Source organism: Methylobacterium terricola, assembly GCF_006151805.1.
GTDB lineage: Bacteria > Pseudomonadota > Alphaproteobacteria > Rhizobiales > Beijerinckiaceae > Methylobacterium > Methylobacterium terricola.
On the sequence record NZ_VDDA01000003.1, the window covers coordinates 380965 to 407373 of the forward strand.

At 68.7% G+C, this 26409-nt stretch carries 20 protein-coding genes; 11 read left to right on the top strand and 9 right to left on the bottom strand.

Features of this window, described 5'->3' with window-relative positions; translation table 11 throughout:
- Positions 1-59 precede the first annotated feature (59 nt).
- From FF100_RS09130 to FF100_RS09145, 4 genes are all read left to right on the top strand, one after another.
- The gene (locus FF100_RS09130; protein ID WP_139035309.1) at positions 60-809 is read left to right on the top strand and encodes a PIG-L deacetylase family protein; all 750 of its coding nucleotides are present in this window, start codon (positions 60-62) and stop codon (positions 807-809) included.
- A complete protein-coding gene (locus tag FF100_RS09135; protein ID WP_139035311.1) occupies positions 806-1450 on the top strand; it encodes a uracil-DNA glycosylase in 645 nt (214 codons plus the stop codon). The genes FF100_RS09130 and FF100_RS09135 overlap by 4 nt, the downstream gene beginning before the upstream one ends.
- 169 nt (positions 1451-1619) lie before the next feature.
- Positions 1620-2777: a lysylphosphatidylglycerol synthase domain-containing protein gene (locus FF100_RS09140; RefSeq protein WP_139035313.1), complete on the top strand. Its 1158-nt coding sequence runs from the start codon at positions 1620-1622 to the stop codon at positions 2775-2777.
- Positions 2746-4176 (top strand): ATP-binding protein, encoded by a 1431-nt coding sequence (locus FF100_RS09145; RefSeq protein WP_246101983.1) that lies wholly within the window; start codon positions 2746-2748, stop codon positions 4174-4176. The genes FF100_RS09140 and FF100_RS09145 overlap by 32 nt, the downstream gene beginning before the upstream one ends.
- Here FF100_RS09145 and FF100_RS09150 read toward each other — a convergent pair.
- Positions 4143-4781, bottom strand: a complete 639-nt coding sequence (locus tag FF100_RS09150; RefSeq protein WP_246101984.1) for a DUF1007 family protein — start codon at positions 4779-4781, stop codon at positions 4143-4145. The genes FF100_RS09145 and FF100_RS09150 overlap by 34 nt on opposite strands.
- A gap of 135 nt (positions 4782-4916) precedes the next feature.
- Between FF100_RS09150 and FF100_RS09155 the strand changes: the two genes are divergently transcribed.
- A complete protein-coding gene (locus FF100_RS09155) occupies positions 4917-7358 on the top strand; it encodes a heavy metal translocating P-type ATPase (RefSeq protein ID WP_139035316.1) in 2442 nt (813 codons plus the stop codon).
- A gap of 12 nt (positions 7359-7370) precedes the next feature.
- Here the strand turns inward: FF100_RS09155 and FF100_RS09160 are convergent, their stop codons facing one another.
- Positions 7371-8582: an ABC transporter substrate-binding protein gene (locus tag FF100_RS09160; RefSeq protein WP_139035318.1), complete on the bottom strand. Its 1212-nt coding sequence runs from the start codon at positions 8580-8582 to the stop codon at positions 7371-7373.
- A 92-nt stretch (positions 8583-8674) separates the two neighbouring features.
- Positions 8675-9763: a mandelate racemase/muconate lactonizing enzyme family protein gene (locus FF100_RS09165; protein ID WP_139035320.1), complete on the bottom strand. Its 1089-nt coding sequence runs from the start codon at positions 9761-9763 to the stop codon at positions 8675-8677.
- Positions 9764-10078: 315 nt separating this feature from the next.
- Here FF100_RS09165 and FF100_RS09170 point away from each other — a divergent pair, with 315 nt between their 5' ends.
- From FF100_RS09170 to FF100_RS09185, 4 genes are all read left to right on the top strand, one after another.
- Positions 10079-11458 carry an ABC transporter substrate-binding protein gene (locus tag FF100_RS09170; RefSeq protein ID WP_139035322.1) on the top strand — a complete coding sequence of 460 codons (1380 nt, stop codon included), beginning with the start codon at positions 10079-10081 and terminating at the stop codon, positions 11456-11458.
- A 382-nt stretch (positions 11459-11840) separates the two neighbouring features.
- The gene (locus FF100_RS09175; RefSeq protein WP_139035324.1) at positions 11841-12710 is read left to right on the top strand and encodes a carbohydrate ABC transporter permease; all 870 of its coding nucleotides are present in this window, start codon (positions 11841-11843) and stop codon (positions 12708-12710) included.
- Positions 12707-13621, top strand: a complete 915-nt coding sequence (locus FF100_RS09180; protein WP_246101985.1) for a carbohydrate ABC transporter permease — start codon at positions 12707-12709, stop codon at positions 13619-13621. Before FF100_RS09175 ends, FF100_RS09180 begins: the two co-directional genes overlap by 4 nt.
- Positions 13622-14511: 890 nt before the next feature.
- Positions 14512-15699 carry a reverse transcriptase domain-containing protein gene (locus tag FF100_RS09185; RefSeq protein ID WP_139035326.1) on the top strand — a complete coding sequence of 396 codons (1188 nt, stop codon included), beginning with the start codon at positions 14512-14514 and terminating at the stop codon, positions 15697-15699.
- A 326-nt stretch (positions 15700-16025) separates the two neighbouring features.
- Here FF100_RS09185 and FF100_RS09190 read toward each other — a convergent pair whose 3' ends face one another.
- The 5 genes from FF100_RS09190 to FF100_RS09210 all read right to left on the bottom strand — a co-directional run bounded on the left by FF100_RS09190 (position 16026) and on the right by FF100_RS09210 (position 21860).
- On the bottom strand, positions 16026-17072 hold the full coding sequence (locus tag FF100_RS09190) for an ABC transporter ATP-binding protein (RefSeq protein WP_139035328.1): 1047 nt from the start codon (positions 17070-17072) through the stop codon (positions 16026-16028).
- Positions 17069-18052, bottom strand: coding sequence for an ABC transporter ATP-binding protein (locus FF100_RS09195; protein WP_139035330.1), 984 nt, complete (start codon positions 18050-18052; stop codon positions 17069-17071). Before FF100_RS09195 ends, FF100_RS09190 begins: the two co-directional genes overlap by 4 nt.
- A gap of 5 nt (positions 18053-18057) precedes the next feature.
- Positions 18058-19014: an ABC transporter permease gene (locus tag FF100_RS09200; protein WP_139035332.1), complete on the bottom strand. Its 957-nt coding sequence runs from the start codon at positions 19012-19014 to the stop codon at positions 18058-18060.
- Positions 19015-19029: 15 nt separating this feature from the next.
- Positions 19030-20010: an ABC transporter permease gene (locus FF100_RS09205; RefSeq protein WP_139035334.1), complete on the bottom strand. Its 981-nt coding sequence runs from the start codon at positions 20008-20010 to the stop codon at positions 19030-19032.
- 239 nt (positions 20011-20249) lie between these two features.
- On the bottom strand, positions 20250-21860 hold the full coding sequence (locus FF100_RS09210; RefSeq protein ID WP_139035335.1) for an ABC transporter substrate-binding protein: 1611 nt from the start codon (positions 21858-21860) through the stop codon (positions 20250-20252).
- Positions 21861-22149: 289 nt separating this feature from the next.
- Here FF100_RS09210 and FF100_RS09215 point away from each other — a divergent pair, with 289 nt between their 5' ends.
- The gene (locus tag FF100_RS09215) at positions 22150-23319 is read left to right on the top strand and encodes a M20 aminoacylase family protein (RefSeq protein ID WP_139035337.1); all 1170 of its coding nucleotides are present in this window, start codon (positions 22150-22152) and stop codon (positions 23317-23319) included.
- Between the two features lie 135 nt (positions 23320-23454).
- The gene (locus tag FF100_RS09220) at positions 23455-24825 is read left to right on the top strand and encodes a hypothetical protein (RefSeq protein WP_246101986.1); all 1371 of its coding nucleotides are present in this window, start codon (positions 23455-23457) and stop codon (positions 24823-24825) included.
- A gap of 19 nt (positions 24826-24844) precedes the next feature.
- On the opposite strand, the gene amaB is transcribed toward FF100_RS09220, so the two are convergent.
- Positions 24845-26374, bottom strand: coding sequence for an L-piperidine-6-carboxylate dehydrogenase (amaB, locus tag FF100_RS09225; RefSeq protein WP_139035339.1), 1530 nt, complete (start codon positions 26372-26374; stop codon positions 24845-24847).
- Positions 26375-26409: the final 35 nt, after the last annotated feature.

The following is a 26409-nucleotide window of genomic DNA, read 5'->3' on the forward strand; positions in this document are numbered from 1 at the left end:
CCCCTCTCCCTCCCGGGAGCGGGGATCCCGCGCCTTGTTCGTTTGCCTTCGAGTCCTCGATGCCCACAGCTCTCGCCCTCTCGCCCCATCTCGACGACGCCGCCTTCTCCTGCGGCGGCACCCTGGCGCAGCTCGCGAACGGGGGGTGGCGGGTGGTGATGGTGACCCTGCTCACCGCCAGCGTGCCCGATCCGACCGGCTTCGCCCTGGCCTGCCAGCTCGACAAGGGGCTCGGGCCGGAGGTCGACTACATGGCGCTGCGCCGCGACGAGGACTGGGCGGCGGCGGCGGCGCTCGGCCTCGCCCCGCCGGTCCACGTCGCCCTGTGGGAGGCGCCGCATCGCGGCTACGCCGCGGCGCCGGAGCTCTTCGCCGAGATCCGGCCCGACGACCGTCTCGCCGACGACCTCGTCCCGGTGCTCGACCGGCTGATGGCGGACGCGGCGCCCGACCTGCTGCTCGCGCCGCAGGGGGTGGGTGGCCACGTCGATCACGTCCAGCTGGTCCGCGCGCTCACCGCCCGCGCGCCGGCCTGCCCGATCCTGTGGTGGCGCGACTTTCCCTACACCGTGCGCCACCCCGACCCGAAGGAGCCGTTCCGCGAGACCTTCGCGGATCTCCCCGTCGTTACCGTGCGGCTCTCCGCGGACGAGGAGGCGGCCAAGCACGCGGCCTGCGCCGCTTACGCGAGCCAGATCGGCTTCCAGTTCGGCGGCCCGGACGGCCTCGCCGAGCGTCTGGGTGCCGAGGGGGCGCGCGAGCATTTCCGCCTCGCCGGTGCGCGGCCGGACGGGCTGACCCTGGCGTGAGCGACGGGCCGGCCGCGCCCGCCATTTCCGGCCCGAAGTGCCTGGCCGATCCCGGCGCCGTCGCGGCGCGCCACGCCCTCGTCGCGGTGAGCCCCCACCTCGCCCCCTTGCGCCGCCTCGCCGGGCGGATCCGGGCCGAGCAGGATCGTCCGGTGCCGGAGGCCGATCCCCTGGACGGCGGCGTCGCGGCCCGCCTGCTGCTGCTCCTCGAAACCCCGGGGCCGGCCACCGGCCGCACCGCCTTCGTCTCCCGCGACAACCCGACCGGCACCGCCGCCAACCTGTTCCGCTTCCTGGCCGGTGCCGCCATCCCGCGGGCCGACACCCTGATCTGGAACGCCGTGCCCTGGGTGATCCATGCCCCCGGTGCCCGCAACCGCCCGCCCCGCACCGGCGAGATCCGGGCGGCGCGGGCCTACCTGCCGCCGCTGCTGGCCCTGATGCCGGACCTCGCGGTCGTGGTCCTGTCCGGCCGGGTCGCGCAAGGGCTGGCGCCCGCCCTCCAGGAGGCGCGCCCCGGACTGGCGCTGGTGGCGATCCCGCATCCGAGCCCGACCTATGTCTGCACCAGCCCGGAGGTGCCCCGGCGCATCGCCGCGGGTCTCGGCGAAGCGGCCCGCCATCTCGGCCTCCCCGGGTGATTCGGGGCCTGCCGCATGGTCCGGCTGGTCATTCGCCGGCGGAGGGCCTACATGCCCCCTCATGCGAGCGGGGCTCGGTCGGAGTGCCGCCGGGCACCTTTGTGCGCGAGCCTGGCCGCGATCGGCCGCGGGCTCGCGCCGGCGACCAGCGGGGTCGGACGCCGACGCGATGAATTTCGCCAGCCAGGACAAGAACCTCGCGCGGGCCGAGCCTCTGCGCGACGCGGGCGACGGACCGCCCCGCGACGAGGATCCGGCCGGACAGGATCCGGGACGCGACCCCGCCCAAGCGCCTGCGGCCAGTGACGCGCCCGCGGCCAGTCATGCGCCCGCGGAGCGTCACGCCCGCCACCGCCGCCGCTACGCCTGGCTCGGCACGCTGGCGAGCGTGGTGCTGTTCGTCATCTCCCTCGCGGTGCTGGGCAAGCTCGTCTCGACCGTCACCTGGGCCGACCTCCGCACCGCCTTCCTGGCGGCGACGCCCGAGCAGATCGGGCTCGCCATCGCGCTCGTCGTGGTGAGCTACCTGTTCCTCACCTGCTACGACGCCCTGGCCCTGCGCCAGCTCAAGCTGAAGGTGCCCTACCGCACCACCGCGCTCGCCTCCTTCACCAGCTACGCGGTGAGCTTCAACCTCGGCTTCCCGCTGCTCACCGCCGGCACGGTGCGCTACTGGATCTATTCCGGCCAGGGTCTCAGCCCCGGGCGCATCGCGGCGCTCACCATCGTGGCCGGCTTCACCTTCTGGCTCGGCATGGGGGCGGTGCTCGGCATCAGCCTGATCCGCGAGGCCGAGCCGCTCTCGCACCTCACCTATACCAGCGTCCTCTTCAACCAGGGGCTCGGGGTCGCGACGCTGGCGGGCGTGCTCGCCTACCTCGCCTGGGTCACCGTCAGGCGGCGCAGCGTCAAGGTGCGGGGCTGGCGGCTGGAGCTGCCGGGCCTGAGGCTGAGCTTGAGCCAGATGCTCGTCGGCGCCGGCGACGTCTGCGCGGCGGCCGGCGTGCTCTACGTGCTGCTGCCGGCGGGCCACGGCGTCAGCTTCGAGGCCTTCGTGGCGATCTACGTGCTGGCCGCGATGCTCGGCATCGCCAGCCATGCGCCCGGCGGACTCGGGGTGTTCGAGGCGACGGTGCTGCTGGCCCTCTCCGGCCTGCCGCGGGAATCGGTGCTCGGCGCGCTGCTGCTGTTCCGGGTCTGCTACTATCTGGTGCCGTTCGTGGTGGCGCTCGCGGCGCTCGGCGCCTACGAGATCGCCAAGCGGGCGCGACTCACCCCGCGGGAAGCGCCGGACGATGATGCCGCCGAGAGCGACGAGAAGTCCTGACGCCGAGGAGGGGCCGGAGGACGGGCCCGCCGAGGCCGCCCCGCCGCCCTTCCTGCCGAGCGCCGCCGGAACCCTCTCGGCCGCCCGCCGGGCCGCCTGGCGCGGCGCCCTCGGCGCCGCCCTGGCGTTCCTCGTCGGCATCGCCTGGCATCGCGGCCTCGATCTCGGCACTGGGCTCGTGGCGCTCCTCGCCATCCTGATCGGCGGGCTCGCCGCCGCGCCGCGTCGGGGCGAGCCGGTGCCGCGCTCCGACGCCCAGGCCAGCCGTGGCCGCCACGGCCTCGCCGAGGCGCTGCTCGCCAACATCCCGGACCCGGTCATCCTGATCGACCGCCGGTCCCTCGTCATCGAGACCAACGCCGCCGCCCGCGCCCTGCTGCCGTCCTTGCGCCCGCGCCACCCGCTCTCCTTCGCCTTGCGCGATCCCGACGTGCTCGACGGCATCGAGACGGTGCTCCGCACCGGCGAGCCGCTGAAGACCGTCTACTCCCCCCGGGTGCCGACCGAGCGCACCTTCGAGGTGCAGATCGGCGCCATGCAGGGCGGCGAGGCCGGACGGGCCGGGCCGAACGTGGTGCTGTTCCTGCGCGATCTCACCTCGGCCCAGCGCCTGGAGACGATGCGGGTCGATTTCGTCGCCAATGCCAGCCACGAGCTGCGCACGCCGCTCGCCTCGCTGCTCGGCTTCATCGAGACCCTGCAGGGCCCGGCCCGGGAGGACGCCAAGGCGCGCGAGCGCTTCCTCGGCATCATGCGCGTCCAGGCCCTGCGGATGACCCGGCTGATCGACGACCTGCTGTCGCTCTCCCGCATCGAGCTGCGCGCCCACGTGCCGCCGACGCAAGGCGTCGATGTCGCGCCGCTCGCCCGCCAGATCGTCGATGCCCTCGGGGTCATCGCCCGCGAGCGCGGCGTCGCCATCGCCCTCGACGCGGCCCCGGGGCCCCTGCCCGTGCTGGGCGACCGCGACGAGATCCTGCGGGTGATCGAGAACCTGGTCGAGAACGCCGTGAAGTATGGCGGCGAAGGCGGCCGGGTCGAGGTCTCGGTGGGCATCCGGCCGGCGGAGGAGAGCCGCCCGCCCCAGATCGAGATTGCGGTGCGCGACGAGGGACCGGGCATCGCCCCCGAGCACCTGCCGCGCCTGACCGAGCGGTTCTACCGGGTCGACGCCGCGTCGAGCCGCCAGCAGGGCGGCACGGGGCTCGGGCTCGCCATCGTCAAGCACATCCTCAACCGTCATCGCGGCCGGCTGGTGATCGAGAGCGCCCCGGGGGAGGGGGCGACCTTCCGCGCCCTCATCCCCGCCCTGATCCCGGCCCACGCTGAGGCCAGGGGCGACGCCAAGTCGGTGGCAGCCCCCGATCAGGGGCAGGCGACGAGCAGGCGCCCGATATAGTCGGCCGCCGCGGCGGCCGCCGCGCCCGGGGTGTCGGTCGCCTCCGCGTCGGGGATCAGCTGCTCGCCCTCCTTGGCCTGCCGCGCCGGGCGGTTGAGCTTCAGCACGCAATCCGGGCTGCCGGACAGCTTGACCGGCTCCCCCGGCGGCAGCCCGAAGGCGACGTAGAAATCCGGGTCGTCGAAGCTCACCACCAGGGTCCGCACCGGGACGGCGGGGCCCTGCGGCACCAGGGTGAAATCCAGGGTCAGGCGCCCTTGCGAGAAGCTCGCCTTGGGCGAGGGGCCGGCCTTGAGGGCCAGCGGGCGTCCGTTGAGCTTAGCCTGCGTGAAGAACGCGGTCTCGGCCATCGCCTCCAGGCGTTCGACCGCCATCGCGTCGAGCTTGCCCGGATCCGGCACGCCGTCGCGCTTCGAATCGAGGTTCAGCACCGCGAAGGCGGAATATTCCGGATCGAAGGTCCAGGATTCCCGGATCGCCACCAGGTTGCGCTTGGCGTCGAGCACCAGCTCGGCCCGGGCCTGCACCCAGACGTGGGGATGCGCCAAAGCCGTCCCCGCCCCGCCGCACAGCATCGCCAAAGCCGCCAGAACCCGCCCGATCATCATCCGCTCCCGCTTCGCTCGGCGCTCTGGCGCCCGAGCACGGCGAAACCATGTTCGTGACGCAAGGGGCGCCGCCGATCTCTGCCGTACCGCCTGGCCGCGCAGCACCCCACATTGCGCGTGGGAGACCGCACCATGACCGCACCCGCCCGCCGCCTCACCCTGCCTGTCGAGGGCATGACCTGCGCGTCCTGCACCGGCCGGGTCGAGCGGGTGCTGCAGCGGGTGCCGGGCGTGCAGGCCGTCGCGGTCAATCTCGCCACCGGCCGTGCCACCATCGATCTCACCCCCGACAACGACCCGACCGCTCTGGCCGCGGCGGTGGCGGATGCCGGCTACGCGGTGCCCGAAGCGGTGAGCGAGCTCGCCGTCGAGGGCATGACCTGCGCGTCCTGCACCGGCCGGGTCGAGCGGGTGCTCGAGGCCGTGCCCGGCGTGCGCGAGGCGAGCGCCAACCTCGCCACCGGCCGGGTCACCGTGCGCCACCCCGCCGGCCTCGTCTCGCCCGACGCCCTGGCGGAGGCGGTGCGGGACGCCGGCTATGAACCCCGCCCGGTGACGGCGCAGGCCGACGCCCCGGTGGCCCCGCGCGAGGCCGACACGCTCGCCCGTGACCTGATCCTCGCCGCCCTGCTGTCGCTGCCCGTCGTGGTGCTCGACATGGGAAGCCACCTGGGAGGCCATGGAATCCTGCCGGAGGTCTGGAACGCCGGCATCCAGGCCGTGCTCGCCACCCTGGTCCTGGCCGGGCCCGGCCGGCGCTTCTTCGTCCGCGGCCTGCCCGGCCTGGTGCGCGGCCACCCGGACATGAACGCGCTCGTGGCGCTCGGCGCCGGTGCCGCCTACCTGTTCTCCCTGGTCGCGACCCTGGGCCCCGGCCTGCTGCCGGCGGGCGCGGCCCACATCTATTTCGAGGCGTCCGTCCTCATCGTCACCCTCATCCTGCTCGGCCGTACCCTGGAGGCGCGGGCCCGCGGCCGCACCGGCGCGGCGATCGCCCGCCTCGTCGGCCTCGCGCCGAAGACCGCGCTCGTCCTACGCGACGGCGCCGAGACCGAGGTGCCGGCGGCCGATCTCCAGGTCGGCGACCGCGTCCGGGTCCGCCCCGGCGAACGCCTGCCGGCGGATGGCCGCGTGGTCGAGGGCACCTCGCGCATCGACGAGAGCATGCTGACCGGCGAGCCGGTGCCGGTCGCCAAGGGCCCGGGCGACACGGTCACCGGCGGCACCGTCAACGGCACCGGCGCGCTCGACATCGCGGTCGAGCGAATCGGCGCCGATACGGCGCTCGCGCAGATCGTCCGCATGGTCGAGGCGGCACAGGGCGCGAAGCTCCCGATCCAGGCCGTCGCCGACCGGGTCACCGCCCGGTTCGTGCCGGCGGTGCTGGCGCTCGCCCTCCTGACCTTCCTGGCCTGGCTCGCCGTCGCGCCGGCGCCGTCCCTCGGCGAGGCCCTGGTCCACGCCGTCGCGGTGCTGATCATCGCCTGCCCCTGCGCCATGGGTCTCGCCACCCCGACCTCGATCATGGTCGGCACCGGCCGGGCGGCGGAGCGGGGGGTGCTGTTCCGCAGCGGCGCGGCCCTGCAGGCCCTGGAGGACGTGCGCGTCGTCGCCTTCGACAAGACCGGCACCCTGACCGAGGGCCGCCCGCGCCTCACCGACCTGATCCCGGCCCCAGAACGCCCGGGCACAGCACGCCCGGACACAGGTTTCGACCCCGACACGGTGCTGGCCGCCGCCGCGGCGCTCGAATCCCGCTCCGAGCACCCGATCGCGCGCGCCGTCGTGGCCGCGGCCGCCGAGAAGGGTCTCGGCTTGCCGGCGGTGAGCGACTTCGCGGCGGTGCCGGGCCACGGCGTCACCGGGCGGGCCGGCGGCCGGGCCGTCGCGATCGGCGCCGCCCGCCACCTCGCCGGCCTCGACCTGTCAGGCCTCGCGCCCCATGCCGAGCGCCTGGCCGGGCAGGGCCGCTCCCCGGTCTTCGTCGCCCTCGACGGCGTGCCGGCGGCGGTTCTCGCCGTCTCCGACCCGGTCAAGCCCGGCGCCGCCGAGGCCGTGCGGGCCCTCGCCGGCCAGGGCCTCGCGGTCGCCCTCGTCACCGGCGACGACCGCCGCACCGCCGAGGGCGTCGCCCGCGATCTCGGCATCGCGACCGTGCTCGCCGAGGTGCTGCCCGCGGGCAAGCGCGACGCCGTTCGGGCCTTGCGCGAGCGGCACGGCGCGGTCGCCTTCGTCGGCGACGGCATCAACGACGCCCCGGCCCTGGCCGAGGCCGAGATCGGGCTCGCCATCGGCACCGGCACCGACGTGGCGGTGGAGAGCGCCGACGTGGTCCTGATGGCCGGCGACCCCGCCGCCGTCGCCGAGGCGTTGCGGCTGTCGCGGGCGGTGATGCGCAACATCCGCCAGAACCTGTTCTGGGCCTTCGCCTACAACGTGGCGCTGATCCCGGTGGCGGCGGGGGTGCTGCGGGTGGTCGGCGGCCCGTCGCTGTCGCCGATCCTGGCGGCGGGCGCCATGGCCCTGTCGAGCGTGTTCGTGGTCGGCAACGCGCTGCGGCTCAGGCGGGCGTGAGGGCCGGGCCCCTCACCGCCCCGTCCCCTCCTTCGCCAGCGCCGGGCAGTTCCCCTGGTCGAGCGGCCGGAACGCCTGCTCACCGGGGATCGTCGCCAACTTCTCGTAGAAGTCCCAGTCCCCCCTCGAGGCACCCGGGGCCTTGACCTGGAAGACGTAGAAGTCGTGCACCATCCGCCCGTCCGGGCGCAGGCGCGCGTTGCGCACCACCTCGTCGGCGATCGGCAGCGCGTGCATCTTCGCCATCACGGCGCCGGCCTCGTCCGTGCCCGCGGCCGCGGCGGCCTTCAGTGCGTGGCGCACCGCCGAGTAGATCCCGGCATGGATCGCCGAGGGCACCGTGCCGTGCAGCGCCCGGAACCGGGCCGAGAACGCCCGGGTGCCCGGATCGAGGTCCCAGTAGAACCCTTCCGTCAGCACCGTCCCCTGCGCGGTCGGCAGCCCGATGCTCTTCACGTCCATCACGGTCAGGAAGAACGCCGCGAGGCGCTGGCCGCTGCCGAGGAGCCCGAAGTCGCGCGCCGCCTTGACGCCCGTGACCGTGTCGCCGCCGGCATTGGCGAGCGCCACGATGTCGGCGCCCGAGCCCTGCGCGGTGACGATCTGCGACGACAGGTCGGCAGCCGGGAAGGGGTGGCGCACCGAGCCGAGGACCCGGCCGCCCTTGCGGGCGACGAGCGCCCGCGTATCGGCCTCGAGCTGGTTGCCGAGCGCGTAATCGGCGGTGACGAGCTGCCAGGTCGTGCCGGGCTTCGTCAGCGTGGTCGAGACGCCGGCCACCTGGACGTAGGTGTCCCACATCCACTGCACGATGTGGCTCGGCAGGCAGGCGTCGCCGGTGAGCCGCGCCGTGCCGCCCGGGAACAGGCCGAGGCGGTTCTTGGCCTTGAGCAGCGGCGGCACGGCGAGCTGGATCGAGGCGTTCGACATGTCGGTCAGCATGTCGACGCCCTGGCGGTCGATCCATTCGCGGGCGATGCTCGAGGCCACATCCGCCTTGTTCTGGTGGTCGGCCGAGACGACCTCGATCGTCATCCCCCGGCACTCGGCCGCGAGGCACTCGTCGACGGCCATCTGGGTCGCGACCACCGAGCCCTTGCCGGTGATGTCCGCGTAGACCCCCGACATGTCGGTGAGGACGCCGATCCTGACCTTGCCGTCGGAAAAGTCGGCGGCGGCCGGGCCTGCGATCAGCAGGGCAGCGGCGAGAAGGGCGCCTCGCATCGGACCGGGCATCGATTTCCCCCTGGCGGCCCTTCGTGCGAGAGCCTGCCCGGCCGACTATGCCGGAATCGACGCCCGGGCAAGACAGGCCCTCAGGCCCGGATCGCGTCGAGGCCCCGCCAGTCGAACGCGATGCCGTGGCCCGGCCTGTCCGGCGCCACCGCGAACCCGTCCTCGATCGCCAGCGGCTCGGCGAGGTAGGCGTCGAGCCCGAAGCCGTGCGCCTCCAGGTAGGAGCGGTTCGGGCAGGCCGCGAGCAGGTGCACCGTGACGTCGTGGGCGCCGTGCGACGTGACCGGCAGGTTGAAGGCTTCCGCGAGGTGCGCGATCTTCATGAACGGGGTGACGCCGCCGCAATTGGTGACGTCGGGCTCCGGATAGGTGACCCCGCCGGCCGCGATCAGCTGCTTGAAGTCCCACAGGCTGCGCAGGTTCTCGCCCGCCGCGATCGGCAGCCCGCCCTCGCGCACCACCCGGGCCTGGCCGGCGACGTCGTCCGGGATCACCGGCTCCTCGAGCCAGACGAGATCGAACGGCTGGAACGCCCGTGCGGCGCGGATCGCCTCGTCGGCGCTCCAGCGCATGTTGGCGTCGACCATCAGCGGGACGCCGTCGCCGAGATGCTCCCGCATCGCCCGCACCCGCTCGACATCCTCGGAGAGCCTAGGGCGACCCACCTTCATCTTGATGGCGCGGAACCCCTTCTTGAGATTGTCGTCGGTCTGCCGCAGCAATTGGTCGAGCGGCAGGTGGAGGTCGATGCCGCCGGCGTAGACCTGCACCCGCGGATCGTGGCCGCCGAGCAGGGTCCAGAGCGGCTGGCCGAGGCGCTTCGCCTTCAGGTCCCACAACGCCATGTCGATCGCCGACTGGGCGAGGACCGCCGCCCCGCCGCGGCCGCCGTAATGCTGGCCCCACCAGATCCGCTGCCACAGCTGCTCGATCCGGTCGGCCTCCTGGCCGAGGATCTGCTCGGGGATGTCGCGCCGCAGGATCGCGTCGATCGCCGCGCCGTTGCGGCCGCAGGTATAGGTGTAGCCGACGCCCTCGGCGCCGTCCGCATCGCGCAGGCGGACGGTGTTCAGCTCGAAGGCCGGCATGTCGCCGTGGGTGCTGTCGCTGAGGGTGACGGCCAGCGGCACCCGATAGTAACCGGAATCCAGCGTCGCGATGCGGGGCATGGCGTTCCTCCCTGTCGGCGGCCTTGTTGCGCCGCTCCCGGACCGATTCGTCCGTTGTTAGAGCGATGGGGTATGGACGGTCCGATAGAACGTCAAGCCGTGACTGTCGCGGTTCAGGTATGACCGCGCCTGTGTTGGTGACGCGAGGTTTCCGGACTAGGACGAAACCTGAAGCGCTGGCCAATCTATGGGACGCAATAGGATTTTGCGGGCCCATACTTTGTGTTGACTGACGCCGAATTGCCTCCCGCGCCGTCCCGTGCTGATATGCGGGAAAGCCGCCCGACCAACGGGGCGCCTGGAAGGAATCGATCGATGAAGCGGGTGATCGCGGGAGCGGTGTCTTTGGGCGCCCTGGTGATGGCAGCGCTGCCGGCCGTCGCGCAGGACAACAAGACGCTCACCGTCTGGTTCAGCAAGGGCTTCTACCGGTCCGAGGACGAGTCGCTCTGGGCGACGATCAAGAAGTTCGAGCAGAAGACCGGGATCAAGGTCGAGCTGTCGCAATACGCGATCCAGGACATGATCCCGAAGACCGTGGCGGCGCTCGATTCCGGCTCGCCGCCCGATGTCGGCTATTCCGACACCTACAACAACCAGGCCGCCGGCAAGTGGGCCTTCGAGGGCAAGCTCGAGGACCTGACCGACGTCCTGCAGCCGATGATGCCGCGCTTCGCAGCCCAGACCGTCGAGCACGTGCTGCTGATGAACGGCCAGACCGGCAAGAAGGCCTATTACGGCTTCCCGCTCAAGCGCCAGACGCTGCACACCGAGATCTGGGGCGACATGCTGGAGAAGGCCGGCTTCAAGCAGGCCGACATCCCGACCAAGTGGTCGGATTACTGGGCGTTCTGGTGCGACAAGGTCCAGCCCGGCTACCGCAAGGCCTCGGGCACCCGCACCTACGGCATCGGCGCGCCGATGGGCGTCGAATCGACCGACAGCTTCCAGTCGTTCTACGCCTTCATGGACGCCTACGACGCCAAGCTCGTCGATGCCGACGGCAAGCTGACCGTCGACGACCCGAAGACCCGCGAGGGCGTGGTCAAGGCGCTGAAGGACTACACCGACCCCTACATCAAGGGCTGCGTGCCGCCCTCGGCCACGACCTGGAAGGACCCCGACAACAACGTCGCCTTCCACAACCGCACCACGGTGATGACGCACAACTTCACCATCTCGATCGCCGCGAAATGGTACGAGGACAGCGTCAACCCGAACAACACGCCCGAGCAGCGCGAGGCCTCGAAGAAGGCCTACGAGGAGACGATCATCACCGCGCCGTTCCCGAACCGGCCGGACGGCAAGCCGATGACCTACCGCGCCGACGTCAAGCAGGGCGTGGTCTTCTCGGGCGCCAAGAACAAGGCGGCGGCCAAGGAGTTCGTGAAGTTCATCATGGAGGAGGACAACCTCCGTCCCTACGTCGAGGGTGCGATCGGCCGCTGGTTCCCGGTGACGAAGGCCTCGATCGAGAGCCCGTTCTGGCAGGCCGACAAGCACCGCAAGGCGGTCTACAACCAGTTCACCTCGGGCACCGAGCCGTTCGACTACGTGAAGAACTACAAGTTCACGCTGGTCAACAACGAGAACGTGTTCGCCAAGGCGATGAACCGGGTGGTGAGCGAGAAGGTCCCGGTCGAGAAGGCCGCCGACGAGATGCTGGCCCGCATCAAGCAGATCGCCGGGCAGTAGCCGCCGGGGAGACGTCGGAACAAGCAGGGCTGTTCGAGGACGGACACGGCGCAGGTCCCCCCTCTCCCGTGTGGGAGAGGGGCCGGGGGTGAGGGTGGCTCGGCTTCCGCAATAATCCTGAACTGTCGAGCTGCGCAGCGGAACGGTTCAGTCTTCTTGCGGCACCGTCTCCACCCTCACCCCTACCCCTCTCCCACACGGGAGAGGGGATCCCGCGCCTTTTCCTTTGAAAGGATCGTCTTCGGGCAGCCCTGCGGACCAAGAGGGGAGGCGGACGTGCCTCATTCGACATCGCCCGGAGCGGGGTCCGATCGCAGGATGATCGGGGCCCGCTCTCGGTTTTCAAACACCCCGCTTCACGGCCTCATCGAGGAGACCGACCATGTCCGCAACGGTCGCTGAGGCAGCGCCGGTCGCCGCGGCCCAGCCCTTCCGCCTGACCTCGTGGCAGGCCTGGGGGCTGATCCTGATCGCGCCCTACCTGCTGATCTTCCTGTTCTTCGTCATCTACCCGATCGGCTACGGCCTCTGGCTGGCGCGCAGCCCCGCGAGCTACGTGCATCTGGCCGAGGATCCGATCTTCGCCCGCGCCGTCGTCAACACGCTGATCTTCCTGATCGTCGGCATCAACGTGAAGATGGCGATCGCGCTGATGCTGTCGGGCTTCTTCACCAACGAGCGGAAGTGGATCCGCTGGCTGTCGGTGCTGTTCATCCTGCCCTGGGCGGTGCCGTCGATCCCGACGATCCTGTCGGTGCGGTTCATGCTGAACCCCGAATGGGGCGTGGTGAACTCGCTGATCTTCCGCTTCACCGGCGAGGACGGCCCGAACTGGCTCAACGACCCGTCACTGGCCCTCACGCTCGCCATCGGCGTCCATATCTGGAAGTCGCTGCCGTTCTGGACGCTGATCCTGCTCGCCGGGCGGCTCGCCATCTCGGCCGACATGTACGAGGCGGCGTCGGTCGACGGCGCCACCAAGTGGCAGAAGTTCCTGCACGTCACCTGGCCGTCGATGCGGACGCTCTACGTGACCTGCACGATCCTGTCGATGATCTGGACGCTGGGCGACTTCAACTCGGTCTACCTGCTCACCGGCGGCGGTCCCGCCGACCTCACCCACGTGCTGGCGACGCTCGGCATCCGGTACCTGCGCCTCGACCAGGTCGACGCCTCGATGGCGGCGGTGGTCTGCGCGATGCCGTTCGTGCTGCCGCTGGTCTACGTGCTGATGAAGAGGCTCTCGAAATGAGCACGACCACCACGGCCCGCGCGTCCCTCGCGACGCCTTCGGCGGAGGAGCGCTCCGCCGCCCGGACCAACTGGCTGCGCGCGGCCGGCACCGAGGCGAAGCTCCTCCTCATCGGCATCCCGGTCCTGCTCTGGACCGTGATCCCGATCTACCACCTCATCCTGTTCGCGATCTCGCCGAAGCAGGACGCGATGTCGGGGGCGCTGTTCCCGGCCCACCCGACGCTGCAGAACTTCAAGGTGGTGTTCGGGCAGCAGCACTACTTCCTGTCGAATTTCTGGCAGCAATTCTGGAACTCGGCCGTCATCGCCTTCGCGACCGGCGTGCTGACGCTGGTCGTCGCCACCGCGGCGGCCTTCGCGATCAGCCGCCTGAAGGTGAAGGGCGGCCGGACCGTGATGAACATGGCGCTCTTCACCTACTTCATCCCGGCCGCGTTCCTGGCCGTGCCGATGTACAAGACGATGGGGGCCTACGGGCTGCTCAACTCGAAATGGGCCCTGATCCTCGCGATGGTGACGATCGCCAGCCCCTACGCGATCTGGGTGCTGAAGCAGGCCTCCGACAAGCTGCCGGTGGAACTGGACGAAGCCGCGATCATGGACGGCGCCTCGCCGCCCCAGCTCTTCCGCTTCGTCTACCTGCCGCTGATGGTCCCGTCGCTGGTCGCGATCGGCGTCTACGCGCTGCTGCTCGCCTGGAACGAGTACCTGTTCGCCTTCCTGCTCCTCTCGCGTGATACCGACGTGACCCTGCCGGTGGCCTTGGGGAGCTTCCTGGCGGCGGATGACTCGCCGTGGGAGCTGCTGATGACCACTGGGTTGATCTACGCCCTGCCGCCGGCCGCGATCTATTATGTGTTCAAGCGGTATATGGTGGGTGGGTTGACGGCGGGCGCTGTGAAGAGCTGATTTCTGGCGACCTATTAGTATGACATTTGAGGTCGGCCATGGGCGTCAGTGCTCGTGGCCGGCTTTTTATTTCCCAACACTTCCTCGCTATAAAGACTGGCGTGCTGTGTATTCTAGCAAGACAAACCTCCCATAACGTCGATTATTTGCATGTCATAACTTGAAACGACTGATGGTCGTCCATGGTGATATCTCAGTCTTTGCGGGGGTGTGAAAAAATCATTGCAAGCTCCTTGCCTGCAAAAAATGTTGCGCTAGTGCCTGTGAAAATCTTCAGCTTGGCTCTTGCCTACCTCTCGCGGCCAAGCTTACAAACTCATCATGCTATTTCGCATCCTTTGCGACGGGGGTCGGCTCAGCCGGTGGCCTAGAGTGGTGGAGCAGCGGCGAGGTCGAGGCGCGAGCCATGACCGACACCGTTCGGATAGGGCCGAAAGGTACCTCTGGTGATGGCAGACCTGTCCTGTCCGATCAGAAACTAGCCGCAACCTTTTCTCTCAAGGGGACCTGTTGGGCGGCTGGACGAATTTATTTAGCGGGTGGGGCGGGGTCGCGCGGGCATCAGCCGCTTGTGCGCCGGCCAAAAACGGTAGGCTTGCAGGAGGTCGGAAGTGATGTTCAAGGCGGAAAGCAAAAACGTGCCACCCGCAAGGCGGCGCGACCTGGTGCGGGGCGCCTCACAGCGTTCCTAACTGGGGTCTCTTTCGCTCTCATCGCGACGGGGGTCGGCTCAGCCGGTGGCCTAGAGTGGTGGAGCAGCGGCGAGGTCGAGGCGCGAGCCATGACCGACACCGTTCGGATAGGGCCGAAAGGTACCTCCGGTGAGGGCAGAGCCTGGTCGGACGGGTATGGGTGAACCAGCAGGACCCCAGGACTAGAGGTTGCATACTATGGTTGGGTCACTGCTGCTGAAACAAGTCCGCAGTCGTCCCAACCTTGAGCGAGCATGGCGGGTAGTTGAAGATAATAGCCGATTTTCTGGGTCTGAGACGATAAGATTGGAAGTAGATATTTTTCGTGAAAAGTATTCAACAAACATCCGAACCATCAGCGATCAACTAAGAGAAGGTAGATATAAATTCCAGCCCGCTCGAGGTGTACCGATTGCGAAAGCGGGGAATAAAAAATCTTCCGATTTCCGGCCTCTTGTCGTGGCATCTGTCGGATCTCGCATCGTTCAGCGATCAATTCTGGACGTATTGACGAGCATCGATGATCTTAAGCCGTATTTTCAGAATTCAAATAGCTTTGGTGGTATAAAAAAAGCCAAAGGACAACATCTAGCCGCAGTTCCTGCCGCTATTCGGGAGGTTTTGTCAGCCATAGGAGATGGCGCAACTCATGTAGTATGCGCCGATATTAGTGGATTTTTTACAAAAATTTCTAAATCAGCAGTTGTTTCTATTATTGAAAAAGTTGTGACAGATCGAGAATTTATCGATTTGCTAAACTTGGCTATAAAAGTTGAGCTTAGCAACATGGCTGAATTGCGTGAGCGTGCAGACAGATTTCCGATTTATGATATCGGCGTTGCTCAGGGTAGTTCTCTATCTCCGCTGTTGGGAAATATAATTTTATCTGATTTCGATAAAAAAATGAACGAAGGTGATTGCCGATGCATTCGCTATATAGATGATTTCATTATCCTCGCCCCAACAAAGAAGGCCGCAGCTGCGCGCATGCGTATCGCCTCTGCTCATCTTGCTGCGCTTGAAATGAGCCTTTCCAAGGAAAAGACACACGTTGAGCCGCGCAGTATTCTGGACGGGTTTGATTTTCTCGGGATCGAGTTGAAAAACGGCCTCATCCGACCCTCAAATAAGGCCCAGAAGAGAATTATCAAATCGATCGAAGATTCTTTTAAAGAAAGCAGCTCCGCTTTTAAGGCGAGGCGAGGAGGTGCGGAGCTTCACAAAAGTCAATCTTTACTTGGAACTCTCCGCCGAGTCGATGGTGTTATTCAAGGTTGGGGTAAGCATTGCAGCTTTTGTAATGATGAAGCTGCGTTCGCCACGCTAGATGCGGCGATATCTAATATGCTTAGAAGATATATTGGAATTTATTCCGCAGAAATTTAATTGACCTGTCATCTGGGAAGGCGTTCTTTGCTGGGAGTAGAATCCCTGTCTGTTATGCAAAGATCGCCATTTGCGTGGCCCGTCAAACGAAATAATAGGCGACTGGCTATTAAAGCTGAGGTCGTTTCTATTGAAAAATCTGCATCGACAGAAAACTTGATCCATAATACAAATATCGTGATGCAAGATAGTGAAATGGTATCTGCGGTCTCGGAAATTAATGCCCAAAATTGATTTAGACATCGCAATAAGAACATTAATATGAAGACGCAGTACACATCGGGCGACTGTGCCGCAGTCTCAAGCGACCGCGGCACGCGTGATCATTACGCCACCGCCGCCACACCCCCCGGCATCAACCGTCCCTCCTCCACCGCATGACACGCCACCCCATCCCGGAACACCGGCACCTCCGCCTTGCACCGCTCATTCGCGAACGGGCAGCGTGGGTGAAACGTGCACCCTGACGGCGGGTTGATCGGGTTCGGGATCTCGCCCTGCACCGGCACGCGCTGCCGGCCGACATGGGCGAGGTCGGGCACCGCGTCGAGGAGCATGCGGGTGTAGGGGTGTTTCGGGGCGGTGAAGAGCTCGCGGCCGCCGCCGATCTCGACGATGCGGCCGAGATACATCACGCCGATGCGGTTCGCCATGTGGCGCACCACGGCGAGGTTGTGGCTGATGAACAGGTAGGTCAGGCCGAGCCGGTCCTGCAGGTCGCGCATCAGGTTCAGGATCTGGGCCTGGACCGAGACGTCGAGGGCCGAGGTCGGCTCGTCGGCGACCAGGAACTCGGCCTCGGAGGCGAGCGCCCGGGCGATGGCAATGCGCTGGCGCTGGCCGCCCGAGAAGGCGTGGGGGTAGCGCTTGCCGTCGTCGGGGTGCAGGCCGACCAGGGTCAGGAGCTCGCCGACGCGGGCCTGGATCTCGCGCTCGCCGTTGAGGATCCCGAAGGCGCGGATCGGCTCGGAGACGATCCGGTCGACCCGCCAACGCGGGTTCATCGAGGCGTAGGGGTCCTGGAAGATCATCTGGATGCGCCGGCGCAGCTGCCGCCGCTCGGCGGCCTGGCGCGGGTCGGTCATCGAGATGCCGGCAATCGAGACCTCGCCGTCGGAGGGCGGCATCAGGCCGACCACCATGCGGGCCACCGTCGACTTGCCGGAGCCGGATTCGCCGACGATCGCCAGGGTCTCGCCCTTGGCGACCGAGAACGAGACGTGGTCCACCGCGCGCAGGTACTGGCGCGGCTGGCGCTCGATCACCCGGTTGAGCCAGGGGCGCGAGACGTCGAACAGGCGGCGCAGGTCGCGGACCTGCACGTAGTCGGGCTGGGGCGTGATCACGGGCTTCAAGGCGATATGGGGCTTCATGCGGCGGCCTGTCCGGACGCGTCGTAGAGGTGGCAGGCGACCCGGTGCGCGCCGACGACCAGGGGCTCGGGCCGGTCGACCGTGCAGCGGGCAAACACCTTGGGGCAGCGCGGGTTGAAGGCGCAGCCGGGCGGGATCGCCGAGAGCCGCGGCATCGCGCCGGGGATCTGGGCCAGGCGGTCGGCCTCGTGCGACAGGGACGGGATCGCCCCCATCAGGCCCTTGGCGTAGGGGTGGAGTGGGTTGCCGACGAGGGCCGCCACCGGGCCGATCTCGGCGACGCGGCCGGCATACATCACCGCCACCCGGTCGGCGGCCTCCGCGATCACCCCCATGTCGTGGGTGATCAGCATCACGGCGGTGCCGTGGTCGCGCCCGAGGCGCTTCAGGAGCGTAATGATCTGGGCCTGGACCGAGACGTCGAGCGCCGTCGTCGGCTCATCCGCAATGATCAGCTCCGGCTCGGCGGCGAGCGCCAGCGCGATGACGACGCGCTGCCGCATGCCGCCCGAGAATTCGTGCGGGAAGCCGTCGATCCGCCGCTCCGGCGCCGGGATGCCGACCTCGGCGAGAAGGTCGATCGCCCGCTGGCGGGCGGCCTTGGCGGAGAGGTCGGTGTGGGTGCGGATCGTCTCCACGATCTGCCGGCCGACCCGGTAGAGCGGGTTGAGGCTGGTCAGCGGGTCCTGGAAGATCATGCCGATGCGCTTGCCGCGGACCTTGCGCATCGCGTCGGGCGTCAGGTTGTCGATGCGCTCGCCGGCGAGGCGGATCTCGCCGCCGGCGATGCGGCCGGGCGGGTCGATCAGGCCGATCACCGCCGAGCCGGTCACCGACTTGCCGGCGCCGGACTCGCCGACGACGCCGAGCACCTCGCCGCGGTTGATCTCGAAGGAGACGCCGTCGAGCGCGGTCAGCACGCCGCGGCGGGTGGCGAACTCGACCCGCAGGTCGCGCACCGAGAGGACGGGTTGGGACATGTCGGTCATTGCAGCTTGGGGTTCAGGGCGTCGCGCAGCCAGTCGCCGAGCAGGTTGATCGCCAGCACCAGGCCGGCGAGCGCCAGGCCCGGGAAGGCGACGATCCACCACTCGCCCGAGAACAGGAAGCGGTTGCCGGTGCGGATCAGGGTGCCGAGCGACGGCATCGTCTCCGGCAGGCCGGTGCCGAGGAAGGACAGCGTCGCCTCGGTGATGATGGCGAGCGCCAGGTTGATGGTGGCGATGACGAAGACCGGGCCGGTGACGTTCGGCAGGATGTGGCGGGTGAGGATCACCGGCGCCGACAGGCCGATGAGCCGGCCGGCCTGGACGTAGTCCTTGTTCTTCTCGACCATCACCGAGCCGCGCACGGTGCGGGCGTACTGGACCCAGAACGACAGGCCGATCGCCACGACGATCAGCGCGATCTGCGCGTTCGCCTCCATGTGGCCGCCGGCCACCGCCTTGGCGACGCCGTCGACGATCAGCGCGATCAGGATCGCCGGGAAGGTCAGCTGCACGTCGGCGACGCGCATGATCACCGTGTCGACCCAGCCGCCGGCGTAACCGGCGATCAGCCCGAGGCCGATGCCGATGAAGCCCGACAGCAGCACGCCGAGCACGCCGACGAGGAGCGACAGGCGCATGCCGTAGAACACCGCCGAGAGCACGTCGCGGCCCTGGTCGTCGGTGCCGATCAGGAACGGCGCCTGGCCGTCGGCGTACCAGAGCGGCGGCAGGCTGGCATTGATCAGCTCGAGCTGCGCCGGGTCGTAGGGGTTCTGCGGCGAGATGATGGGGGCGAAAAGCGCCAGGGCGACGAACAGCACCGTGGCGGCAAACGCCGCCATGGCGAGCTTCGAGCGCTTGAAGCTGGCGAAGAGATCCGAATCGAGGAAGCGCGCGAGGCGCGAGGGCGGCGCGTCCGCGGTCAGGACCGGTGCGGGGGCGGGGGAGGCCATGGTTCTAAAAAATCCTCACGCCGCCCGCCGCACCGAGAGGCGCAGGCGCGGATCGACGATGGTGTAGAGGAGATCGACCACGAGGTTGATCGTCACGAAGATGAGGGCGACCAGCAGCAGGTAGGCGGCCATGATCGGCACGTCGACGTTCTGCACCGCCTGCACGAACAGGAGGCCCATGCCGGGCCACTGGAACACCGTCTCGGTGATGATCGAGAAAGCGATGATCGAGCCGAGCTGGAGGCCGGCGACCGTGATGACCGGGACCAGCGTGTTCTTCAGCGCGTGGCCGAAATGGATGGAGCGCGTGGTGAGGCCCCTCGCCCGGGCGAAGCGGATGTAGTCGGTGCGCAAAACCTCCAGCATCTCGGCCCGGACGAGGCGCATGATCAGCGTCATCTGGAACAGGCCCAGCGTGATCGAGGGCAGGATCAGGGCCTTCCAGCCCGACGCCGTCAGGAAGCCGGTGGTCCACCAGCCGATCCGGACCGTCTCGCCGCGGCCGTAGGAGGGCAGCCAGCCGAGCGTCACCGAGAACAGGAAGATGAGCAGGATGCCGATCAGGAAGGTCGGCAGCGAGACGCCGACGAGGGAGATCGCCTGGACGAGCTTGGCGCCGGCGCTGTCGCGGTGGAGCGCCGAGTAGACCCCCATCAGGATGCCGGCGGTGAGCGCGAACAGGGTGGCGCAGAGCGCGAGCTCCAGGGTCGCGGGCATGCGCTCGGCGAGCAGCGTCGAGACCGGCTGGCGGAACTGGTACGAGTTGCCGAACTGGCCGCGCACGGCGTTGCCGGCGTAGCGGGCGAATTGCAGCAGCACCGGATCGTCGAGGCCGAGGCTCTGGCGGATCTGCAACCGCTCGGCATAGGGCGTGTCCGGCGCGACCAGCTGGTTCACCGGATCGCCGGCGAAGCGGAACATCGCGAAGGCGATCAGCCCGACCGCCAGCAGCACCCCGACGGATTGCAGCAGGCGGCGGAGAATGAAGGCGAGCATGGGGGTTTTTCTTGGGTTCTCTGATTATGACACGTGAAGCGCGGGATCCCCTCTCCCGAGTGGGAGAGGGGTAGGGGTGAGGGTGCTACGGTTCCGCAGGAGACGCCGACTGTCTCGCTACCAGCACGAAGCTGTCAGCGTTACACTGAAGCGCGTCACCCTCACCCCCGGCCCCTCTCCCACACGGGAGAGGGGAGACCCGCGCCTTTCCTTTCACTCGGAACAGTGGGGGCGGCGCCTTACGGCTCCTTCGAGACCCAGAACAGCATCATCTGGTTGTCGGCGCGGGGCACCAGCTTCACCTTCTTCGACACGCCCCAGGCGAGCGCCTGCTGGTGCAGCGGGATGTAGCCCCAGTCGCCCATGACGGTCTCGTAGGCCTGCTTGATCAGCAGGTTGCGGGCCTCCTGGTCGGTCTCGCGCTCGATCTTGTCGGCGAGCGCATCGACCTTCGGGTTGCAATAGTTCCCGAGGTTGGTGGTGCCGCGCGGCGAGGACTTGTCGTTCCGGCAGCCGGCGATCTCGAACAGGATGTTGTGCGAGTCCATCGACGACGGCGTCCACCCCAGCATGTAGAACGAGGTGTCGAAGGCGGGCTTCAGGATCTTGGCGAAGTACTTCGCCTTGGGCTGGGCGATCAGGTTCACCTTGACGCCGACGCGGGCGAGCATCGAGGTCACGGCCTGACAGATCGCCTCGTCGTTGACGTAGCGGTCGTTCGGGCAGTCGAGCGGTACCTCGAAGCCGTTGGGGTAGCCGGCCTCCGTCAGCAGCGCCTTGGCCTTGTTCGGGTCGTAGGCCGGGCGCTTGAACTCGCCCGCGAGCGGGAAGAGCGGCGGGGCGATCAAGAGGGCCGCCGGGGTCGCCTGACCGCGCATCACGCGCTTGACGATCGCGTCCTCGTCGATCGCCCGGAAGAACGCCTCGCGCACCCGCGGGTCCTTGAACGGGTTCTTGCCCTTGACGTTGGAGCCGCGCAGCTCGTCGCTGCTCTGGTCCATGCCGAGATAGATCGTGCGCAGCTCGGGCGCGTTCACCACCACGGCGTTGGCGCTGGAACTGACGCGGCTCTGGTCCTGGAGCGGCACCGGATCGACCCAGTCGACCTCGCCCGAGAGGAGCGCGGCGACGCGGGTGGCGTCGTTGCTGATGGTGGTGAAGATCGCCTCGTCGAGGTTCGACTCGACCTTGCCCCAGTAGCCGTCGAACTTCTTGAACACCGTGCGCACGCCGGGCTGGTGCTCGGTGATGGTGAACGGGCCGGTGCCGTTCTCGTGGAGCGCCGCGTAGCTCGGGGCCGAGGCGGCGACCGGGGTCGGCTTCGTCGCGTCGTGCTTCTCGGCCCAGGCCTTCGACATGATGTACCAGCCGCCGAACTGGTACAGGGCGATGGGGTTGGGGTTCTTCAGCACCATGTCGACGGTGTGGTCGTCCACCTTCACGAAGGTGGCGTCCGCCGGCACGTTGGTCTGGAAGTTCGAGCCCGGCGCCCGCACGCGCTCGGCGGAGAAGATCACGTCGTCGGCGGTGAAGGGCGTGCCGTCGTGGAACTTGACGTTCTTGCGAAGCTTGAAGCGGTAGCGGGTCGGCTCCGGGGTCTCCCAGGACTCGGCGAGGCCGGGGACCAGCTTCAGGTCCTTGTCGCGGGTGACGAGCGACTCGTAGACCGCGCCGTGGGCGGCGATCGTGAAGGTTTCCTTCAGGGTGTACGGGTCGAGGGACTTGAGGTCGCCCTGGAAGGCGAACCGGAAGGTGTTGGCGGCCGAAGCCGGCGCCGCACCGGCGACGGCCACGAGGGCGGTGGCGGCGGCGAGGCAGGCCAGCAGCGGACGGAACTTCACAGGCGACATCGACGAGGACACTCCGCGGGGGGTCTAAGCGCGTTAGAGCATCTTCCGGCGCCATAGGCGACGCCAGAATGATGAAAAAAGATGCATCATCCCCGTCCATCCCGCCAGCAGGCGGGAGGTGCGGGCCGATCGTGCCGCTCTAACAAGTCCCGGGCCAACCGGCTTCCGGGCCATGCGCCCGGCGCCGGACCCGCTTCGGTCGCGGGCCGCGCGCGGGAGTTGACCGCGGGCCGGTCTGCCTGTTGCATCCTGCGCGTCCGTCCCCGTCCCGACACGAGCGTTTTGTCACATGCCCGTCATCAACCGCGTCGCCGCCCTCTCCGACGAGATCACGGCCTGGCGCCGCGACTTCCATCAGCATCCCGAGCTGCTGTTCGCCCTCGACCGCACCTCCGGCCTGGTGGCCGAGCGGCTGCGCGCCTTCGGCTGCGACGAGGTGGTGACGGGGTTGGGGAAGACCGGCGTCGTCGGCGTGATCCGTGGCCGCGATACCGGGTCGGGCAAGGTGATCGGCCTGCGCGCCGACATGGACGCCCTGCCGATCGAGGAGACGAGCGGCGTGCCGCACCGCTCGACGGTGCCCGGCAAGATGCACGCCTGCGGGCATGACGGCCACACCGCGATGCTGCTCGGGGCCGCCAAGTACCTGGCCGAGACCCGCAACTTCGACGGCACGGCGATCGTGATCTTCCAGCCGGCGGAAGAAGGCGGCGGCGGTGCCGACGTGATGCTGAAGGACGGCCTGATGGAGCGCTTCGGCATCCAGGAGGTCTACGGCCTGCACAACATGCCGGGCCTGCCGCTCGGGAATTTCGCGATCCGCCCCGGCGCGATCATGGCGGCGGCCGACCGGATCACCATCCGGGTCGGCGGCAAGGGCGGCCACGCGGCGGCCCCGCACGATTGCATCGATCCGGTCCTCGTCGCCTCCCACATCGTCACCGCCCTGCAATCGATCGTCTCGCGCACCCTCGACCCGGTGCAATCGGCGGTGATCTCGATCACACAGGTCAAGGCCGGCGACGCCTTCAACGTGATCCCGGAATTCGCGATCCTCAACGGCACGGTGCGCACCCTCTCCGAGAGCGTCCGCGACACCTGCGAGGCGCGCATCGCGCAGGTGGCGTCCAACGTCGCGGCGGCCTTCGGCGCCACCGCGGCCGTCGATTACGGCCGCGGTTACCCGGTGACCGCCAACGACCCCGCCCGGGCGAGCTTCATGGCCGACATCGCGGCGGAAGTCTCGGGCGAGGGCGCGGTGGAGCGCGCGGTCCAGCCGATGATGGGCGCCGAGGATTTCTCCTACATGCTGAACGCGCGGCCGGGCGCCTACATCTTCCTCGGCACCGGCCCCGGCGCCGGGCTGCACCACCCGGCCTACGACTTCAACGACGAGGCCGCGCCCTACGGCGTCTCGCTGTTCGCCCGGGTGATCGAGCGGGCGATGCCGGCGGCATGAGGGGGGAGCGGAACATCTGACAGTTCGGTTGGGCGAGCTTGCGAGCTCTCACCGCCGTTCGCCTCGGGCCTGCGCGGTGTCCATATGGGGACGGGCGCGACTGTCCGGCGCCACCGCCGCGAGCCCGAGGACCTGATGATCCGCCTGTTACCGACACTTGCACTCGCCCTGGTGACCGCGCTCGGGTGGCCATGCGCACCAGCGCTTGCCCTCGACGACTCCCGAGCCGGACACCCGGGCGGGCCCGACCTCGGGCGGCTTGACGTCGGCGGCGTCGTCAGCCTACCGGCGACTGGGGCGCTCGACTTAGCGTTCGCCGGGATCGTGAACCCCAACGCGATCAAGCTTGGGCCCGGCAACCGCGTGTCGTTCTGCCCGGCCCTGTCGTGCATCCGCGGATCGAGGGATGACACGAGCGATCCGGCGTTCTTCGACCACCAGCGCGCCTCGCTCCTGATTTCTGGTCGATCGCAACTCGACGGCGTGGCGCAGGAGCAGACCTTCGCGGTCACCACGACGATCGGGACCGGTTACGCGAAGCCCTATGCCGCCTCGACCGCCTACGCCGTCGGCGACAACATCAATGTCGGAAACGCGACCTATCGCGCGGAACGAGCCGGCACCACGGGCGCCAACTCGGCCCCACCCGGATCCCGGCCGGCGAAGGCGCCGTTCATCGCCAGCGACGGCACCGTGCGCTGGCAGTGGATCAACGATGCCATGATCAATGCCAAGGTCGGAAGCTACTTCGAGACCGAGGTCGTCGACGGCGCCGGCGCGGCCTGGGGTGCGGCATTCAACTACCACATCAGGACGAAGCCGAGAGCGGGGCAGTTCTTCCCCGGCGTGGAGTTCGATTACGCCAACGACAGCGGTGCGGATTGCGCGCTCGGCGTCACTGATTGTACAGCGATCCGGGTGGGCCTTGCGGGCAACGCGCAAGTCACGCACGGCCTGCAGATCACCGGTGACGGCTCCGAAACGACCGGCTACTCCGCGATCTGGGCGCTTCGCATCAACGGTGAGAAGGTGGCGCAGCAATCCTCGATCGAGGTCGATTCGATGTCGGCGGTCGGGCTTGGATTCGGAATCTCCGGCATCGGTACCTCGGCTCACGGGGTGGCAGCCATCCGCGATGTCTCGACGAGCCCGCGGTCGATCCAGATCGCGGGCGTGAAATCATCGTCTGCCATCGAGGACACCTCGACGACGCCCACCTTCGCGAATATCGGTGGGACCAAGTCGCTCGCCGGTCTCCGCGAGGCATCGACCACGCCCACCGGTATCCTGCTTCAGGGCCGATACGCGGCAGCGCAGATCAGCGGCACTGGCTGGAGCGTGAACCCGGCCGGAATCCTTACCGCCTCGCGCCTCAACTCGCCCCTCGCGACGCCTGCATCCTCGAAGGCTCCCTGCCAGGCCGGCGACTGGGCGCACGACGCGAACTTCGTCTATACCTGCATCGCCGCCAACACCTGGAAGCGGGCCGCCCTCTCGTCGTGGTGAGGGCGACCGATCCGGTTCGCTACACCTCGAACGTCACCCCCTGCGCCAGCGGCAGGGTCTTGCCGTAATTGATGGTGTTGGTGGCGCGCCGCATATAGGCCTTCCAGGCATCCGAGCCCGCCTCGCGGCCGCCGCCGGTCTCCTTCTCGCCGCCGAAGGCGCCGCCGATCTCGGCGCCGGACGGGCCGATATTGACGTTGGCGATGCCGCAATCGGAGCCTGAGGCCGACAGGAAGGTCTCGGCCTCCGACAGGTCCCTGGTGAAGATCGAGGAGGACAGGCCGGCCGCCGCTGCGTTCTGGGCGTGGATCGCCTCCTCCAGCTCGGAGTAGCGGGTCACGTAGAGGATCGGCGCGAAGGTCTCGCGGCGCATCGGGCCGGCCTGCTCGGGCATCTCGACGAGAGCCGGGCGGATATAGGCCGCGGCTTCGCCGCGGATGTCGCGCAGGCGCTCGCCGCCATGCACCGTGCCGCCGATGGCGCGTGCCTCGTCGAGGGCGCGCGCCATGCCGTCCGCCGCCGCGACGTCGATCAGCGGGCCGATCAGGGTGGCGGGGTCGCGCGGATCGCCGATCCGCACCGAGCCGTAGGCCGCCTTCAGCCGCGGCACCAGGGCATCGTAGACGCTGTCATGCACGAACAGCCGCCGCAGGGTGGTGCAGCGCTGGCCGGCGGTGCCCATCGCCGCGAAGGCGATGGCACGCAGCGCCAGGTCGAGGTCGGCGGAGGGCGCGACGATGGCGGCGTTGTTGCCGCCGAGCTCCAGGATCGCCCGGGCGAAGCGGGCGGCGAGCTTCGGCGCCACCTGCCGGCCCATCGCGGTCGAGCCGGTGGCGGAGACGAGCGCGACCCGCTCATCCTCGACCAGGCGCTCGCCGAGCTCGCGGCCGCCGATCAGCAGGCCGAGCAGGCCGTCCGGCGCCTCCGCGCCAAAGCGCCTCACCGCCTTCGTGGCAAGGGCATGGACGGCGAGCGCGGTGAGCGGCGTCTTCTCCGACGGCTTCCAGATCACCGGGTCGCCGCAGACCAGCGCCAAAGCCGCGTTCCACGACCAGACCGCGACGGGGAAGTTGAAGGCCGTGATCACGCCGCACACCCCGAGAGGGTGCCAGACCTCCATCATCCGGTGGTCCGGGCGCTCGGTCGCGATGGTGAGCCCGTGCAGCTGCCGCGACAGGCCGACGGCGAAGTCGCAGATGTCGATCATCTCCTGGACCTCGCCGAGGCCCTCCGAGAGGATCTTGCCGGCTTCGAGCGTCACGAGCCGGCCGAGATCGTCCTTGTGGGCGCGCAACTCCTCGCCGAGCAGCCGCACCAGCTCGCCGCGGCGCGGGCCGGGCACCCGGCGCCACGCGAGGAAGGCCTGCGCGGCGTGCGCGACCACCGCCTCGGCCTCGTCGGCGCCGGTCTGGCGCAACTCGGCCACCACGCCGCCATCGACCGGCGAGCGCGCCGGGAGCCCACCCTCCGCGAAGGCCTGGGCCGGGACGCCGAGGCGCTCCAGCAGCGCCACGGTATCGTCGCGCACGGACAGGACGGTCGGGGCCATGGCAAAGTTCTCCGGGTCTGACGAAACACGGCCCG

Coding starts and splice junctions, on each gene's coding strand:
- FF100_RS09130 (WP_139035309.1), top strand. CDS start 60: ATGCCCACAGCTCTCGCCCTCTCGCCCCATCTCGACGACGCCGCCTTC.
- FF100_RS09140 (WP_139035313.1), top strand. CDS start 1,620: ATGAATTTCGCCAGCCAGGACAAGAACCTCGCGCGGGCCGAGCCTCTG.
- FF100_RS09145 (WP_246101983.1), top strand. CDS start 2,746: ATGATGCCGCCGAGAGCGACGAGAAGTCCTGACGCCGAGGAGGGGCCG.
- FF100_RS09150 (WP_246101984.1), bottom strand. CDS start 4,781: ATGATCGGGCGGGTTCTGGCGGCTTTGGCGATGCTGTGCGGCGGGGCG.
- FF100_RS09155 (WP_139035316.1), top strand. CDS start 4,917: ATGACCGCACCCGCCCGCCGCCTCACCCTGCCTGTCGAGGGCATGACC.
- FF100_RS09160 (WP_139035318.1), bottom strand. CDS start 8,582: ATGCGAGGCGCCCTTCTCGCCGCTGCCCTGCTGATCGCAGGCCCGGCC.
- FF100_RS09165 (WP_139035320.1), bottom strand. CDS start 9,763: ATGCCCCGCATCGCGACGCTGGATTCCGGTTACTATCGGGTGCCGCTG.
- FF100_RS09170 (WP_139035322.1), top strand. CDS start 10,079: ATGAAGCGGGTGATCGCGGGAGCGGTGTCTTTGGGCGCCCTGGTGATG.
- FF100_RS09175 (WP_139035324.1), top strand. CDS start 11,841: ATGTCCGCAACGGTCGCTGAGGCAGCGCCGGTCGCCGCGGCCCAGCCC.
- FF100_RS09180 (WP_246101985.1), top strand. CDS start 12,707: ATGAGCACGACCACCACGGCCCGCGCGTCCCTCGCGACGCCTTCGGCG.
- FF100_RS09185 (WP_139035326.1), top strand. CDS start 14,512: ATGGTTGGGTCACTGCTGCTGAAACAAGTCCGCAGTCGTCCCAACCTT.
- FF100_RS09190 (WP_139035328.1), bottom strand. CDS start 17,072: ATGAAGCCCCATATCGCCTTGAAGCCCGTGATCACGCCCCAGCCCGAC.
- FF100_RS09195 (WP_139035330.1), bottom strand. CDS start 18,052: ATGTCCCAACCCGTCCTCTCGGTGCGCGACCTGCGGGTCGAGTTCGCC.
- FF100_RS09200 (WP_139035332.1), bottom strand. CDS start 19,014: ATGGCCTCCCCCGCCCCCGCACCGGTCCTGACCGCGGACGCGCCGCCC.
- FF100_RS09205 (WP_139035334.1), bottom strand. CDS start 20,010: ATGCTCGCCTTCATTCTCCGCCGCCTGCTGCAATCCGTCGGGGTGCTG.
- FF100_RS09210 (WP_139035335.1), bottom strand. CDS start 21,860: ATGTCGCCTGTGAAGTTCCGTCCGCTGCTGGCCTGCCTCGCCGCCGCC.
- FF100_RS09215 (WP_139035337.1), top strand. CDS start 22,150: ATGCCCGTCATCAACCGCGTCGCCGCCCTCTCCGACGAGATCACGGCC.
- FF100_RS09220 (WP_246101986.1), top strand. CDS start 23,455: ATGATCCGCCTGTTACCGACACTTGCACTCGCCCTGGTGACCGCGCTC.
- amaB (WP_139035339.1), bottom strand. CDS start 26,374: ATGGCCCCGACCGTCCTGTCCGTGCGCGACGATACCGTGGCGCTGCTG.